At 74.5% G+C, this 15,570-nt stretch carries 12 protein-coding genes; 7 read left to right on the top strand and 5 right to left on the bottom strand.

Translation table 11 applies throughout. The annotated features are described in order from the left end of the window. The first annotated feature begins 172 nt into the window (after positions 1–172). The 3 genes from ACGFYP_RS31095 to ACGFYP_RS31085 are packed head-to-tail and all read left to right on the top strand — an operon-like array spanning position 173 to position 4,280. Positions 173–2,233: a putative cobaltochelatase gene (locus ACGFYP_RS31095; protein ID WP_393500658.1), complete on the top strand. Its 2,061-nt coding sequence runs from the start codon at positions 173–175 to the stop codon at positions 2,231–2,233. After that, the gene (cobO, locus tag ACGFYP_RS31090; protein ID WP_361958650.1) at positions 2,233–2,841 is read left to right on the top strand and encodes a cob(I)yrinic acid a,c-diamide adenosyltransferase; all 609 of its coding nucleotides are present in this window, start codon (positions 2,233–2,235) and stop codon (positions 2,839–2,841) included. Before ACGFYP_RS31095 ends, cobO begins: the two co-directional genes overlap by 1 nt. Continuing rightward, positions 2,835–4,280, top strand: a complete 1,446-nt coding sequence (locus ACGFYP_RS31085) for a cobyrinate a,c-diamide synthase (RefSeq protein ID WP_393500655.1) — start codon at positions 2,835–2,837, stop codon at positions 4,278–4,280. Before cobO ends, ACGFYP_RS31085 begins: the two co-directional genes overlap by 7 nt. A 2-nt stretch (positions 4,281–4,282) precedes the next feature. On the opposite strand, the gene ACGFYP_RS31080 is transcribed toward ACGFYP_RS31085, so the two are convergent. Next, on the bottom strand, positions 4,283–5,011 hold the full coding sequence (locus ACGFYP_RS31080) for a ZIP family metal transporter (protein ID WP_361958644.1): 729 nt from the start codon (positions 5,009–5,011) through the stop codon (positions 4,283–4,285). A gap of 99 nt (positions 5,012–5,110) precedes the next feature. Between ACGFYP_RS31080 and ACGFYP_RS31075 the strand changes: the two genes are divergently transcribed. Next, positions 5,111–6,004 (top strand): hypothetical protein, encoded by an 894-nt coding sequence (locus ACGFYP_RS31075; RefSeq protein WP_393500651.1) that lies wholly within the window; start codon positions 5,111–5,113, stop codon positions 6,002–6,004. Further along, positions 6,001–7,548, top strand: coding sequence for an Rv2231c family pyridoxal phosphate-dependent protein CobC (gene cobC / locus ACGFYP_RS31070; protein ID WP_393500648.1), 1,548 nt, complete (start codon positions 6,001–6,003; stop codon positions 7,546–7,548). Before ACGFYP_RS31075 ends, cobC begins: the two co-directional genes overlap by 4 nt. A gap of 150 nt (positions 7,549–7,698) precedes the next feature. Here cobC and ACGFYP_RS31065 read toward each other — a convergent pair whose 3' ends face one another. After that, positions 7,699–8,682, bottom strand: coding sequence for an SCO1860 family LAETG-anchored protein (locus ACGFYP_RS31065; protein ID WP_393500645.1), 984 nt, complete (start codon positions 8,680–8,682; stop codon positions 7,699–7,701). 327 nt (positions 8,683–9,009) lie between these two features. After that, a complete protein-coding gene (locus tag ACGFYP_RS31060) occupies positions 9,010–9,738 on the bottom strand; it encodes a siderophore-interacting protein (RefSeq protein ID WP_393500642.1) in 729 nt (242 codons plus the stop codon). A gap of 66 nt (positions 9,739–9,804) precedes the next feature. Between ACGFYP_RS31060 and ACGFYP_RS31055 the strand changes: the two genes are divergently transcribed. Both ACGFYP_RS31055 and ACGFYP_RS31050 read left to right on the top strand, forming a co-directional pair. Further along, positions 9,805–12,099, top strand: a complete 2,295-nt coding sequence (locus ACGFYP_RS31055; protein WP_393500639.1) for a penicillin acylase family protein — start codon at positions 9,805–9,807, stop codon at positions 12,097–12,099. Further along, the gene (locus tag ACGFYP_RS31050) at positions 12,083–12,715 is read left to right on the top strand and encodes a GNAT family N-acetyltransferase (protein ID WP_393500636.1); all 633 of its coding nucleotides are present in this window, start codon (positions 12,083–12,085) and stop codon (positions 12,713–12,715) included. The genes ACGFYP_RS31055 and ACGFYP_RS31050 overlap by 17 nt, the downstream gene beginning before the upstream one ends. Positions 12,716–12,755: 40 nt before the next feature. Here ACGFYP_RS31050 and ACGFYP_RS31045 read toward each other — a convergent pair whose 3' ends face one another. Together ACGFYP_RS31045 and ACGFYP_RS31040 are read right to left on the bottom strand one after the other, a co-directional pair. Further along, complete coding sequence (locus ACGFYP_RS31045; RefSeq protein ID WP_393500633.1) at positions 12,756–13,841, bottom strand: amidohydrolase family protein; 1,086 nt, start codon at positions 13,839–13,841, stop codon at positions 12,756–12,758. 86 nt (positions 13,842–13,927) lie between these two features. After that, complete coding sequence (locus ACGFYP_RS31040) at positions 13,928–15,481, bottom strand: esterase (protein ID WP_393500630.1); 1,554 nt, start codon at positions 15,479–15,481, stop codon at positions 13,928–13,930. Positions 15,482–15,570 lie beyond the last annotated feature (89 nt).

Genomic DNA, 15,570 nt, shown 5'->3' with positions numbered 1-15,570 from the left:
GGCTGTCGTTCCCACCCGCACCGCGCGTGCAACCAGGAGAGCAGAAGTGCGGGTGGCCCCTGTGGGCGGTTGCTCAGCGTCGGCGGCTTCGGGCACTGCGTCGGCCCGCCACCTCGAAACCCCTGCGAGCGCACCCACACCAACCGAGCGAACTCGAAGAGAGGACCACCCGATGAGCACCCGCTTTCCGTTCACCGCCGTCGTCGGCATGGACGACCTGCGCCTCGCGCTGCTGCTCAACGCGGTGAGTCCGGCGGTGGGTGGTGTCCTCGTGCGCGGCGAGAAAGGGACCGCCAAGTCGACGGCCGTGCGGGCGCTCGCGGACCTGCTGCCGTCGGTCGCGGTGGTCGCGGGCTGCCGGTTCAGCTGCGACCCGGCCGCGCCCGATCCGCACTGCCCCGACGGGCCGCACGAGACCGCGGGCGCCGACGCCCGACCCGCGCGGATGGTCGAGCTCCCCGTCGGTGCCTCCGAGGACCGGCTCGTCGGTGCGCTCGACATCGAACGGGCCCTCGCCGAGGGGGTGAAGGCCTTCGAGCCCGGGCTGCTCGCGGACGCGCACCGCGGGATCCTCTACGTGGACGAGGTCAACCTCCTCCATGACCACCTGATCGACCTGCTCCTCGACGCCGCCGCCATGGGCTCCTCGTACGTCGAGCGCGAAGGCGTCTCCGTACGGCACGCGGCCCGCTTCCTTCTCGTCGGCACGATGAACCCCGAAGAGGGCGAGCTGCGGCCGCAGTTGCTCGACCGCTTCGGGCTCACGGTCGAGGTCGCGGCCTCCCGCGAGCCCGAGCAGCGCGTGGAGGTGGTCCGTCGGCGGCTCGCCTTCGACGACGACCCGACCGCGTTCGCCGCGCGCTGGGCCGGCGAGGAGACCGCGCTGCGGGAGCGGATCGTCGCGGCCCGCGAGCTGCTGCCGAGCGTGGTGCTCGGGGACGCGGCCCTGCTCCAGATCGCCGCGACCTGCGCCACGTTCGAGGTGGACGGCATGCGCGCGGACATCGTGATGGCCCGGACGGCGACCGCGCTGGCCGCCTGGGCCGGACGCACCGAGGTGACCTCCGAGGACGTCCGGCAGGCGGCGCTGCTCGCGCTCCCCCACCGCAGGCGGCGGAACCCCTTCGACGCGCCGGGGCTCGACGAGGACAAGCTCGACGAGACGCTGGAGCAGTTCAAGGGCGAGGACGAGGGCGACGAGGACCCGGACCCCGGACCGGAGGGCCCCGGCGGCCCGGGTGGCGGCGGGGGCGGTGTGCCGCCGCAGAGCGAGGGGCCGGAGGGTACGGCTCCGCAGGACTCGGCTCCGCAGGACTCGGCTCCCGAAGAGGCGCCCGCCGAGGCGCCCGCGCCCGCCCCGCAGGGGTCGGGCGGCGCCGGTGAGCGGGCCGCGGTCAGGGCCGCCGAGCCGTTCCGTACGAAGATGCTCAGCGTGCCCGGGCTCGGCGAGGGCGCGGCCGGGCGCCGCTCCCGGGCCCGTACCGAGCACGGCAGGACGACCGGCGCCGTACGGCCCCGGGGCGCGCTGACCAAGCTGCACCTGACCGCGACCGTGCACGCCGCAGCCCCGCACCAGAAGGCGCGCGGCCGGTCGGGACCGGGTCTCGTGGTCCGCAGGGACGACCTGCGGCAGGCGACGCGCGAGGGCCGGGAGGGGAACCTGGTGCTCTTCGCCGTGGACGCCTCCGGTTCGATGGCGGCGCGGCAGCGGATGAGCGCGGTGAAGGGCGCGGTGCTCTCGCTGCTGCTCGACGCGTACCAGCGGCGCGACAAGGTCGGCCTGGTCACCTTCCGGGGCCGGGACGCGGAGGTGGCGCTGCCGCCCACGTCGTCGGTGGACGCCGCGGCGGCCCGGCTCGAGCAGCTCCCGACGGGCGGCCGTACGCCGCTGTCGGCGGGGCTCCTGAAGGCCCATGACGTGCTGCGCGTCGAGCGGCTGCGCGACCCCTCGCGCCGGCCCCTCCTGGTCGTCGTGACCGACGGCCGGGCGACCGGCGGCGGCGCCGACCCGGTGGCGCTCGCGGCGCGGGCCGCGCGGCTGCACGCCTCCGAGGGCACGGCGGCCGTGGTCGTGGACTGCGAGACCGGTCCCGTACGGCTCGGGCTGGCCGGGGACCTCGCCCGTGAACTGGGCGGCACCGCCGTGACCTTGGACGAGCTGCGCGCCGATTCGATCGCCGGGCTCGTCAGGAACGTACAGGCAGAGCAGCACGCAACGAGGAGGGCCGCCTGATGCCGCAGGGACAGCCGACCGTAGTTCCCGACGACGGTCTCACGACCCGTCAGCGCCGCAACCGTGCGCTGGTGATGGTCCACACGGGTGTCGGCAAGGGGAAGTCGACCGCCGCCTTCGGCATGGCCCTGCGGGCCTGGAACCAGGGCTGGCCGATCGGGGTGTTCCAGTTCGTCAAGTCCGCCAAGTGGAAGGTCGGCGAGGAGAACGCCCTCAAGGCGCTCGGCGAGACCGGCAAGGGCGGCACGGTCGTCTGGAACAAGATGGGCGAGGGCTGGTCCTGGATCCAGCGCGAGGTCGCCGAGGGCGAGCAGTCCCACGAGGACAAGGCGCGCGAGGGCTGGGAACAGGTCAAGCGGGACCTCGCGGAGGAGAAGTACAAGTTCTACGTCCTCGACGAGTTCGCGTACCTGCTGCACTGGGGCTGGATCGACACGGCCGAGGTGGTCGAGGTGCTCCGTGACCGTCCCGGTCAGCAGCATGTCGTCATCACCGGCCGCAACGCCCCGCAGGAGCTGGTGGACTTCGCGGATCTCGTGACGGACATGTCGAAGGTGAAGCACCCGATGGACGCGGGTCAGAAGGGCCAGCGGGGCATCGAGTGGTAGCACGTCTCGTCATCGCCGCGCCGTCCTCCGGCGCGGGCAAGACCACCGTCGCGACCGGCCTGATGGCCGCGTTCGCGAGCCGTGGCCTCGCGGTCTCGCCGCACAAGGTCGGACCTGACTACATCGACCCGGGGTACCACGCGCTCGCGACCGGCCGCCCGGGCCGGAACCTCGACGCGTACATGTGCGGTACGGGGCTGATCGCGCCGCTCTTCGAGCACGGGGCGCGCGGCTGCGACCTGGCGGTGGTCGAGGGCGTCATGGGCCTGTACGACGGTGCCGCCGACCAGGGCGAGCTGGCGTCGACGGCGCAGGTGGCGAAGGTGCTCAAGGCGCCGGTGGTGCTTGTCGTCGACGCGTCGTCGCAGTCGCGCTCGGTGGCGGCCCTGGTGCACGGGTTCGCCTCCTGGGACCCGGAGGTGCGGATCGGCGGGGTGATCCTGAACAAGGTCGCATCGGACCGGCACGAGCACCTGCTGCGGGAGGCGCTCGGAGGGTCCGGGGTGCCGGTGCTCGGGGTGTTGCGGCGGGCGCCCGCGGTGGCGACTCCGTCGCGGCACCTGGGTCTTGTGCCGGTGGCCGAGCGGCAGGCCCAGGCCGTCGAGGCGGTCGCCGCGCAGGGGGAGCAGGTGCGTGCGGGGTGCGACCTGGACGCCCTCCTCGCGCTGGCTCGTAGCGCGCCGGAGCTTCACGCGGAGGCGTGGGAGCCCGACGTCGCGGTGCGGCTGACCGCCGGTCGTCCCGGTGTGCCCGGTGGTCCCGGTGGTCCCGGTGTGCCCGGTGGTCCCGGTGTGCCCGGTGGTCCCGGTGTGCCCACCCGGTCGGCGACACCGCGGGTGGCGGTCGCCGGTGGTGCCGCCTTCACGTTCTCGTACGCCGAGCATGCCGAGCTGCTCACCGCCGCGGGGGCCGAGGTCGTCACGTTCGATCCGCTCCGGGACGAGGCGCTGCCCGAGGGGACCTCCGGGCTCGTCATAGGCGGGGGCTTTCCCGAGATGTACGGGGCCGAGCTGTCCGCCAACGAGCCGTTGCGGAAGGCCGTCGCCGAGTTGGCCGGTTCCGGGGCGCCGGTCGCCGCCGAGTGCGCCGGGCTGCTGTACCTCGCCCGTTCGCTGGACGGGCGGCCCATGTGCGGGGTGCTCGACGCGGAGGCGCGGATGTCGGAGCGGCTCACGCTCGGGTACCGGGACGCCGTCGCGGTGAGCGACAGTTCGCTCGCGGCGGCCGGGGCGCGGATGCGGGGGCACGAGTTCCACCGGACCGTGATCGAGCCCGGCGCCGGGGCCGAGGCCGCCTGGGGGCTGCGGCAGCCTGAGCGGCGCATGGAGGGGTTCGTCCAGCAGGGGGTGCACGCGAGTTATGTGCACACCCACTGGGCGGGTGCCCCGGAGGCGGCCGCGCGGTTCGTCGCGCACTGCGGGAACGGGCCGGCTGCGTGAGCTCAACCGCCCGACACACCCACCACGAGCCAGATGAAGGCCACGCCGGCCACCGTGCAGAGCAGGGTGGAGACGGCGGGGTGTCGGTGGTGTGCCTCGGGCAGGATCTCGGCGGCGGCGAGGTAGAGCAGGGCGCCGCCGAAGAATCCGAGATAGCTGCCGAGGAGTTCCTCCGGAAGGGTGAACAGCAGGGTGGACGCGGCGCCGACGATCGGGGCGACCGCGTCCGCGACCAGCATGATGATCGCCTTGCGGCGGGCGTTCCCGTACAGGCTGGTGATCGTGTACGTGTTGAATCCGTCGGCGAAGTCGTGGGTGATGACGGCGAGCGCGACGGTCGCGCCCATGCCCCCGCCGACCTGGAAGGCGGCGCCGAGTGCGATGCCGTCCATGAGGCTGTGGGCGACCATCGCGGCCGCCGCGGTCAGGCCGACCTGTGGCACCCGCTCGTCGGCCGCGACCCCGTGCGCCGCCTGACGGACGGCCAGCAGCCGTTCCACGGCATGGGCGAGGAGGAAGCCGCCCACGAAGAGCAGCAGGGCCTGTGGCACGCCGAAGACCTTCTCGCCCGCGGCCTCCATGGCCTCCGGCAGGAGGTCGAGCCCGACCACGCCGAGCATCAGTCCGCCGGCGAGGCCGAGGACCAAGTGGCGCCGGTCGGTGACGCGCTGCGCCGTCCAGCCGCCGAAGAGCGTCATGAGGAACGCGCCGAGCGCGACGAAAACGGCCATGCGCCTTTGCTATCGGATCGGGCGCGATCCGCGCACGTCGGACTCGCGTTCGCGCGCCTGGGGCTGGCCTGGGACGACGCCGTCGTGGTGGAGGGCTCGGTGCCCGATCGCGCGGTGAACGTCTGTCGGGCGCACCCCAAGGTGGCCGTGCTGCCCGCGCCGGGCGTCGGACCGGCGGAGCTGGGCGCGGCGCTGGTGCACCGGGTGGCGTCGCGGACGCTGGTGGTGTTCTCGGCCTTGGGTGACCCCTTCCGTGAGCGGTTCGAGCGGGTGGAGCCGGCGGAGGCGATGTGCCGGAGCTGGGAGTGCGTGAGCCTGGTCCTGTGCCTGGACGAGTCACGTCAGGACGGGCCCGCTCCGGCGGTCACCGGGCCGCTCACCGGGCCGGGCCGCTGGGCGCTGCCGGACGGCGAGTTCGGGGCGGGGGCAGGGGCAGTGGCCGGGGCAGAGGCAGTGACGGGGGCAGGGGCGGCCGACGGGGCCGTACTGCCGTACGAGGCGCGGGCGTTGGCGCTCGCCCGGCTCGGGCCGCGGGCCGGGGACCTGGTCTGGGACATCGGTTCGGGCCGCGGCGCGGTGGCGATCGAGTGCGCCCGCCTGGGCGCGGCGGCGGTGGCCGTGGAGCGGACGGCGTCCGGTGTCGAGCGGGTGCGGGCGAACACGGCGGCGCACGGGGTGGAGGTGCGGGCGGTGCACGGGGAGACGTCGACGGTGTTGTCCCATCTCGCCGATCCGGACGGGGTGTTCGTCGGGGGCGGTTCCGGTCCGGGCCATGAGCTGGAGGCGATCGTGCTGACGGCGGCGCGGCGGGCGCGGCGCGCGGTGGTGGCGGCGGTGCCCGCGCGGGAGCGGATGTCGCCGGTCCGGTCGGCGCTCGCGTCCTGCGGGTTCGCGGCCGCGGGCGTGGTACTGCGGTCCGAACGCCTTGACGCCGCGGGGCATTCCTCCGCGCCGGCGTTGCCGCCCGTTTTCCTGGTCTGGGGCACGCGGTGAGCGGGGCGACGGTGGGGATCGGCGCCCGGACCGGCGTGTCCGTGGACGAGGTCCTCGCCCTGGTCGCGGCGGCGCTGCGGGAGGCCGGCCTGACGGGCTCGGACGTGGTGGCGCTGGCCACCCTCGAGGCGCGGGCGGCGGAGCCGGGGATCGTGGGCGCGGCCCAGCGTCTCGGCGTACCGCTGCGTGCCTACGGGCCCGAGGAGCTGGCCGCCGTCCCCGTACCGCACCCCTCGCGGGCTCCGCTGGCGGCGACGGGGACGGCGTCGGTGGCGGAGGCGGCGGCGCTGCTCGCGGCGGGGACCGGTGCCGTGCTGCTCGTACCGAAGCGGAAATCGGCGCACGTGACGTGCGCGATTGCCCGGTCCGTCCGGTTTCGTCCGAACGAAGATGCCGCCGCCGCACGGTTGTTGCCCCAGGGACAGGGGTACATCGCTGGTCAGACGGAGCCCCGTACACCCCCCACTCATCACCCGACGGCGGCCATGGATACCCACGCGCACTCTGACGTCCACGATCTGCGGCACCACGGTGACGCCGAGGTCCGGGACGAGAAGCTGATCGATCTCGCGGTCAACGTCCGGACCCACACGCCACCGGAGTGGCTGCGGGCGCGGATCGCGGACTCCCTGACGGGCCTCGCGCAGTACCCGGACGGCCGGGTCGCCCGGGCGGCGGTCGCCGAGCGCCACGACCTGCCGCCCGGCCGGGTGCTGCTCACGGCCGGCGCGGCAGAGGCGTTCGTGCTGCTCGCGCGGGCGCTGCCGGTGCGGCGCCCGGTGGTGGTGCATCCGCAGTTCACCGAGCCCGAGGCGGCCCTGCGGGACGCGGGGCACGAGGTGCGCCGGGTGCTGCTCCGCGAGTCGGACGGCTTCCGCCTTGATCCGGCGGCCGTGCCGGAGGACGCGGACCTGGTGGTGATCGGGAACCCGACGAACCCGACGTCCGTGCTGCATCCGGCGGCGGCGATCGCGGCCCTGGCCCGGCCGGGGCGGACGCTGGTGGTGGACGAGGCGTTCATGGACGCGGTGCCGGGCGAGCGGGAGTCGCTGGCCGGGCGGACGGACACGCCGGGTCTGGTGGTGCTGCGGAGCCTCACGAAGACCTGGGGCCTGGCGGGGCTGCGGATCGGTTACGTCCTCGCGCACCCGGAGACGATCGCGCTCCTGCAGCGGTCGCAGCCGCTCTGGCCGGTGTCCACTCCGGCGCTCGTGGCGGCGGAGGCGTGCATGTCGCGGGCGGCGCTCGCGGAGGCGGAGTTCGCGGCGCACCGGATCGGGGTGGAGCGGGCCCATCTCCTCGCGGGGCTCGCGGAGTTCGACGAGGTGCGCGCGGTGGCGGCGGCGGAGGGTCCGTTCGTACTGATCCGGATCGAGCGCGCGGACGCGGTACGGGAGCGGCTGCGGGCGCTGGGCTTCGCGGCGCGGCGCGGGGACACGTTCCCGGGCCTCGACCGGAACTGGCTCCGGCTCGCGGTGCGGGACCGGGTCACGACCAACCGCTTCCTGCAGGCCCTGGACCAGGCGCTGTTGATCGAGGGCTGAGGGGCGCGCGCTCGTCATCGAGGACTGAGGGGCGCGTGCTCATAATCGAGGGCTGAGGGGCGCGCGCCCGGTTCGCGCGTACGGGAGGGCGGCGCCGTCGCGCCACCCTCCCCGCCTACGCTCCCCTTCGCCCCCCTCGGGCTCGGTCGGTCAGCCCCGGGCGCGGCTGCGGGCCAGGACGAGCGCTCCCGCGCCGCCACCGAGCAGGACGATGGCGCCGCCGGCCAGGTACGGCGTCATGGAGCTGCCGCCGGTCGCGGCGAGGTTCTGGTCGGTGGGCTTGGCGCCCTCGTTCTGGGTCTGCACGCCACCGTCATCGGTGGGCTTGGCGGAGGGCTCCTGCGAGGGCTGCTCGCTCGGCTTCCCCGTGGGCTTCTCGGTCGGGTTCTCGGTGGGCTTCTCCGTCGGCCGGGTGCCCTTCGGCGTCTCACAGGTGGCCTCGGCGAGGGTGACCGTGCCGTTGACCTCGGCGACGCCGAGCTTCAGCGGGTTGACCTCCACCTTCAGTTCGAGAGCGGTGGCGGCGGCCGTGCGCGAGGTGGTGGACGTACGGGACAGGTCGAGGGTCACGTCGCCGACGCCCGGCACGCCGACCTTGGTCTGTCCGGCCGTCGACAGGGTGGTCTTCTTGCCGAGGACGGTCACGTGTCCGAGCAGGTTCGCCTCGGCGACCGGCTGCTTGCCGGTCTCGCAGAGCGCCTTGGCGGTGACCTTCTCGACCTCGATCAGGGAGAGCAGGGGCACGCCGGGGACGTGGACCCGGGCCTTGACCAGGTTGACGTATCCCTCGGCCTTGTCCTTGTCGACCGTGGCCTTCGACGTGGCGACGTCGGCACGCAGCACGCTGATCGGCTTGCCGTTCTCCGCGCCCTCCACCTTGACGGTCAGCGCGGTCTTGTTCTCGGTCTCCGGCGCCTCGACCTCGTTGAGGGAGGCGCGCAGCGGCACGTCGACCGACTTGTTGAGCAGGGAGACGTCGAGACCGGTGCGCAGGACGACGGCGCTCGCGCGTCCTTCGCCGCCGGTGGCGTGCGCCGCGGGGGCCAGGAGGACCACGGGCCCGACGGCCAGCGCGGCGGCGGTCGCGGCGGCGGCGGTACGGCGTACGGGCATGCGGAAGGTGTTGCTGTTCAAGATGGTGGTACCCCCACAAGAGACATGGCGTCGCCGACCGCTCACCACGGGGACACGGGGTCGACGCGGTCCCGGCGACTTGAGACACCGGAATCTTTACGCACGGAGGGTGAACTGGCAGACACCTGGCGTGAGTTCACTCCAAAGGGGGGTTTCCGCGCCCATATTCGATTCTTTCGGCACACGCGTTCCCGCGCGCCCCGCGCGTTGCGAATCACGCGGGGCGCGTGCCGGAAGTGCTTTAACGACGCCCGCCGACATCCGGTAACGGACGGTCAACCCGACGCATGGGCGGCGGGCCGGATCGGGGCCGAACCAGGGGCCGGTTCAGGAGGCGCGCCAGTACCCCAGGGAGTGGACCCGCTCCTTGGGGAGCGCGAGCTCCTTGCGGACGTACGCGGCGAGGGTGCGGGTGGTCGCCGTGTCGCAGGCGATCCAGACGTACGGGGCGTCGGCACCGCCGTCGAGGAGCTCGGGGAGCTCGCTGCGCACGCGCTCGACGAGGGCCGCGCCGCCGCCCTGGCGCGGGACCCGGCGCAGCTCGTGCCGCTCCGCGTCGAGGCGCAGCGGCAGCTCCTCGTCGGCTTCGTGCGAGGTCTCGAACCAGAGCGTGGCCGGGACGTCGGGCACGGCGTCGAGGAGGGAGTTGATGGCGGGCAGCGAGGCCGGGTCGCCGATCACGAACATCCGGCCAGGCAGCGGTTCGGGCGCGGTGAAGCCGGTTCCCTGGAGGGTGGCCTCGATGGTGTCGCCGGGGGCGCAGGTGCGGGCCCAGTCGCTGGCGGCGCCTTCGTGCAGGGCGAATTCGAGGCTGAAGGTGCCCGCGTCCCGGTCGGGGTCGACGAGGGTGTAGGCGCGCTGGTGCGGCTTGCCCGCGTTCTCGAACCAGAGCCGCACCCACATCGTCGGGTGGACACCGGCGGCGGCGAGGAGGCCGCCGTCCGTCATGTGCACCCGCCGGTAGTGCTCGGTGACCTGCTCCGCCCCGGTCACGGTGAACGTGAAGTCCCGCCCCCGGAACAGCTTCAGGACCACACCTTCCCAGCCATGCCCCACCGCGATCGCCTCCCCATGCGTAACCTGTAGATTAATTTAGGTCAGCCTAACCTAAGAAGAGCGAAGATGATCGGGGTCGGAGTGGGTATCGAGGTCTACCGGGACGATTGGGGCATTCCGCATCTGCGGGGCACCGATCCGGACGAACTCGCCTTCGCGCAGGGGCGGGTGACGGCGGTGGACCGCGCCTGGCAGCTGGAGGTCGAGCGGCACCGGGCGCAGGGCACGACAGCCGCCTTCCTCGGCGCGGGCGAGACCGCCTGGGACGTCTTCGCGCGGCAGGCCAGGCTCGCCGACACCGCCCGCCGCTGCTACGACCGGCTCGACGGGCGGACGGCACGCTGGGTGCGGGCGTACGTGGACGGCGTCAACGCGGGCCTGCCGGAAGGGGCGGCGCGCGCGGGCCAGTTCGCGCGGGTGGGGCTCGCGCCGGGGCACTGGGAGCCGTGGACGCCGCTGGCGGTCTGGCTCACCACGCACATCCTGTTCGCGGGCTTCCCCGCCAAGCTGTGGCGGGAGGAGGTCGCGCACCGGCTCGGCGAGGAGTGGACGGAGCTGTTCGCCACGGACGGCCCGGGGACCTCAGGCTCCAACGGCTGGCTCGTCTCCGGCGGCCGTACGGCGAGCGGGTCCGCGATCATCGCGGGCGACCCGCACCGCTTCATCGAGGCGCCCGGGGTGTACCAGCAGATCCGGCTCGCGTGCCCGGAGTACGACGTCCTCGGCATGGCGGTCCCGGGCATCCCGGGCCTCGCCCACTTCGGCCACACCGGCGGCGTGGCCTGGGCGATCACCAACGCGATGTCCGACTACCAGGACCTGTACCGGGAGCGGCTCCGGCGGACCGTGGACGGCGGCGTGGAGGCCCTGGGCCCGGACGGCTGGCGCCCGGCGTCCGTCCACCGGGAGACGGTGGAGGTGGCGGGCGGCGACCCGGTCGAGATCGAGGTGATCGAGACCGAGCGCGGCCCGGTGATCCTCGGCGAGGACGGGGGTCCGGGCGCGGCGCCGGACGGGGTGGACGGCGGCGTGGCCGGCCGCCGCTCGGACGACGGCGTGGACGGGGGCTCGCACGGTAGCTCGGGCAGCGGCTCCGGCGACGGCTCCGGCGGCGGCTCCGGTGACGGCGCGGGGATCGTCCGGGAGGCGATCAGTCTGCGGTATCCGCCGCGCGTGACCGGGGAGCTGGGGTTCGCGGTGCTGCCCGAGCTGCTCGCCGCCCGTACCGTCGCGGACGTGGACCGGGCCGTCGACCGCTGGGTCGAGCCGGTCAACGTCGTCCTGGCGGCCGACGTGGACGGCGGACTGCTCCACCGGGTCGCCGGGTACGTCCCCGTCCGCGACCACGCCAACTCCGTGCGGGTGGTGCCCGCCTGGGAGGCCGCCCACGCCTGGCGGGACGGGGCGGTGCCGACGCCCCGCGCCGATGTCGAGGGCCACGCCGTCATGGCCAACGCGCGCGGTCTCGCGGCGCCGCTCGGCATCGAGTTCGCTCCCCCGCACCGGGCGGCGCGGATCGACACGCTGCTCGCCGCCTCGACGGCCTGGACGCCGGAGGCGATGGCCGACGTCCACACCGACACCGACAACCCCTCGGCGGCCCGCCTCCTGGCGGCGATCCGCGCGGCGGCCACGGACGCCTCCGACACCGGAGCCACGCCCGAGCAGGGCCCCGGTGCGGGTGACCCGAGCGACGCCGACGTCCTCTCCCCCGGCGCCCTCGCCGTCCGCGCCCGGCTCCTCGTGTGGGACCGGCGGATGGAGGCGGACAGCACCGACGCCGGGCTGTACGCCGCCGTGCGCGGAGCCGTCGTCCGGCGGGTCGCCGGGCACCCCGCGTTCGCGGCGCTCCGGGAGCCCGCCGCGTACCCCGAGGTCTTCCGGCCCTGGCTGGCCCTCGGGCCGCGCGTGGCCTTCGCCCTGGAGACGCTGCTGGTCTCCGGCCCCGTACCGGCCGCCGACGTCGCCGGGATCGTCCGCGCGGCCCTGGAGGAGGTCGCCGCCGGCGAGGAGCCGCCCGCCTGGGGCGTCACTCACCGGCTCGCGCCGTGGCAGGCGCTCCCCGACGAGGACGACGACGCGCAGTGGCCCGGCCTCGCCGGGGACCACGACTGCGTGATGTCCTCGTCCAGCGTGCCCGGGTTCACGGACCGCAGCGCCCGCGCCTCGGCCGCCCGCTACGTCTGGGACCTCGCCGACCGCGACCGGAGCCTCTGGATCGTGCCGTTCGGCGCCTCCGGGGTCGCCGACGACCCCCACCACCGCGACCAACTCCCCTTGTGGCTGCGGGGCGGACTCGCCCCCGTGATCACCGACTGGCACCACCTCACCAAGGAGCACCCCCATGACGACCGCCACTGAGTCGGTCAGGCCGGTCGAGCCGGTCAGGCCGCACGAACCGCTCGCGCCGGTCGCACCGGTCGCACCGGTCCACGTCCAGACCGTCGAGGGCTTCGGCACCGTCCGGATCGACCCCGTCGACCCCGACCGCGACGCCGCCCTCGTCCACGGCTGGGTCAACGAGGACCGCGCCCGGTTCTGGGGCATGGGCGGTACGACCGTCGAGCAGGTACGGGAGATCTACGCGCACCTGGACTCGCTCACCACGCACCACGGCTTCCTGGTCCGGCGGGACGACGAGCCGGTCGCGCTGTTCCAGACGTACGAGCCCTCCGCCGACCGTGTCGGCGAGGTCTACGACGTGGAGCCCGGCGACATCGGGGTGCACATCCTGATCGCACCGGCCGCCACCCCCGAACCCGGCTTCTCCGCCCGGCTGTTCGTCGCGCTGACCGCGTTCGCGCTGACCGGCCGCACGCGCGCCGTCGCCGAGCCGGACGCCGCCAACGAGAAGGCGATCGCCCGGCTGGTGCGGGCCGGTTTCGAGCTGGGCCCCGAGGTGGTCCTGCCGGAGGTGGACCTGCCCGAGGTCTTCATCCCGGAGAAACGCGCCCGCCTGGCGTTCCTGACCCGCTGACGGGACCCGGCGCCCGGCGCCCGGCGCCCGAGGGGAGCCGTCAGCCGATGACGCGCCCGTTCACGACGACCCTGCGCGGCGCCGCGAGCACGCGGACGTCCGCGCGGGGGTCCTCGGCGTAGACGACGAGGTCCGCGGGGGCACCCTCCTCCAGGGAGGGGCGGCCCAGCCAGGCGCGGGCGCCCCAGGCGGTCGCCGAGAGGGCCTCGATCGGCGGGATGCCGGCCGTGACCAGCTCCTCGACCTCGGCCGCGACCAGACCGTGGGCCAGGGAGCCGCCCGCGTCCGTCCCGACGAAGACCGGGACGCCCGCGTCGTACGCCGAGCGGACGGTGTCGTACCGGCGCTCGTACAGCCGTCGCATATGGGCCGACCAGCGCGGGAACTTCTGCTCACCGCCTTGCGCGAGCTTGGGGAAGGTGGCGATGTTGACGAGGGTCGGGACGATCGCGACGCCCCGCTCGGCGAAGAGCGGGATGGTCTCCTCGGTGAGCCCGGTGGCGTGCTCGATGCAGTCGATGCCCGCCTCCACCAGGTCCCGCAGCGAGTCCTCCGCGAAGCAGTGCGCGGTGACCCGGGCCCCGAGCCGGTGGGCCTCCGCGATGGCCGCCTCGACCTCGGCGCGGGGCCAGCAGGCGCCCAGATCGCCGGCCTCGCGGTCGAGCCAGTCGCCGACGAGCTTGACCCAGCCGTCGCCGCGCCGGGCCTCCCGGCCCACGTACGTCACCAGGTCCTCGGGCTCGATCTCGTGGGCGTAGTTGCGGATGTAGCGGCGGGTGCGGGCGATGTGCCGGCCGGCCCGGATGATCTTCGGCAGGTCCTCGCGCTCGTCGATCCACCGGGTGTCGGACGGCGAGCCCGCGTCACGGATCAGGAGCGTGCCCGCGTCACGGTCGGTCAGCGCCTGCTTCTCACTGGTGGCGTCGTCGACCGGGCCGTGCTGGTCGAGGCCGACGTGGCAGTGCGCGTCGACGAGGCCCGGCAGGGCCCAGCCCTCGATCGTGAGCGCCTCGGCGGCCGGACGGGTGTACGTGATGCGCCCGTCGACCGCCCAGAGCTCGTCCCGTACGTCCTCCGGGCCGACGAGCACCCGCCCCTTCACATGCAGCACCACGTGATCGCTCATGTCTGCACTCTACGAGGGGGCGGGCGCCCCGTTGAAGACGGCTTCTTCGTCGATCGAACACGGCTTCATCGTCGATCGAAGACGGCCTACTCGTCGATCGCGGCCCCGAAGGCGGCGTCCGCGGCCGGTCCGCCGAGCGAGCCGGCGGAGTACGTCCACGAGCCCGCCGCCGTCAGCCCTCCCGTACCGGCCGAGAAGACCCAGATGTGCCCGTCACCGGTGTTCTCGCCGGGAGCGGCGGCCAGCAGACCGAAGCGGCCGTCGCCGTCCGGGTCGGTCAGCCGGACCTGGGCGCCGAACCGGTCGGCCCGCTCGACCGCGCCGGGAACGGACGCCGAGTCCTGCGTCCACGACTGGGCGCCGGTGCCGGTGAGTCCTGCGCGGGTGCCGCGCAGGACGGTGACCATGCCCGCGTCGGCGACCGTACCGATGTCCTCCTCGGGCGCGCCGATCGCCACGTCCGCGTAACCGTCGCCGTTCGTGTCCGCCACGGACAGGTCGGAGCCCCAGCCGTCACCGCGCTCGGAGGCGCCCGGTACGCCCGGGGAGTCCTGGGTCCACCAGCGCGGCGGGGTGCCGGGCCCTTCGACGCCGGCCGGTCCCGCCGGGGTGCCGAGGTAGACGCCGACCATGCCGCCGGTCATCGTCTCGCCGCCGTCGTCGGGGCTGTGCGGCTCGCCGGTGACGAGGTCGTCGTAGCCGTCGCCGTTGACGTCCCCCGACGCGGCGACCGGTCCGCCGCGCAGGTCACGCTCGAAGCGGAGCTCGTCCGCCTGGCCCGAGAGGTACCAGGACCAGCCGTGGCCGGGTTCGGCACCGGTGGAGACCCCGCTGATGACGAGGTCGGCGAAGCCGTTGCGGTCGTAGTCGCCGGTGGTGAGGGACCGTTCGGAGATGTCACGCCATTCGGCGGCCTTCGCCGAGGGGCGGTCCAGCACTGTGACCTCGTCCTTGCGGGCGGTCGTCCCCGGCTGCGGGGCGGGGGCGAAGTGGTGCCGCTCCGCGCCGTTGCGGTCGAGGGTGATCAGCTGGTCGCCCGGGGTCTCCGCCGTGAAGCGGGCGGCGGCGAAGGCCGAGCCGAAGCGGGCCCCGGCCGTGGGGCCGAGGAGACTGTCGAGGCCCTGGCTGTGAGTGCCGACGAGTCCCTTCGGCGAGCCCCAGAGGATCACGGCGCCGCCGGAGTCGGCCAGGGTGCCGATGTCCTCGCCGGGGACGCCGACGATCGCGTCGTCGTAGCCGTCCCCGTCCAGGTCGCCGGTGGCGACGGCCCGGCCGAAGGCGTCGCCGGCCTCGGCGCCGCCGGGCACACCGGCGGTGTTCTGGTGGAAGACGGCGGCTCGGGTGGTGCCGATGCCTCGGGACGAGCCGTACTGGACGGTGACGAGACCTGCGCCGCGCTTGCCACCGACGGTCGCGCCGGGCGCGCCGACGAGCACGTCGTCGTAACCGTCGCCGTCGAAGTCGCAGTTGCGGTCGTCGGCGCGGGTGGAGCCGGGGACCCCGGCATGGGCGGCGGGCGCGGTGACGAGGCCCACGCCGGCCGTGAGGAGGAAGGTCGCGGCCGCGAGGGCGAGCCCGCGGCGCGTGAGGCGGTGAGTGGGGCGGTGCGTGAGGCTGCTCGTGGAGCGGTGCGTGCGCATGGAGCGACTCCTGGATGCTGGAGCGGATCCGGGCGGCTGCGGGGGTGTCCGGAAAGGGCCCGTCCCTTGTCCGTCGCCCTCTTTGACAC

It is taken from the genome of Streptomyces sp. NPDC048370 (genome assembly GCF_043200825.1).
Classification (GTDB): domain Bacteria; phylum Actinomycetota; class Actinomycetes; order Streptomycetales; family Streptomycetaceae; genus Streptomyces.
Note: the sequence above shows the minus strand (reverse complement) of the source record. Positions and strands in the feature narration are given on the sequence as shown.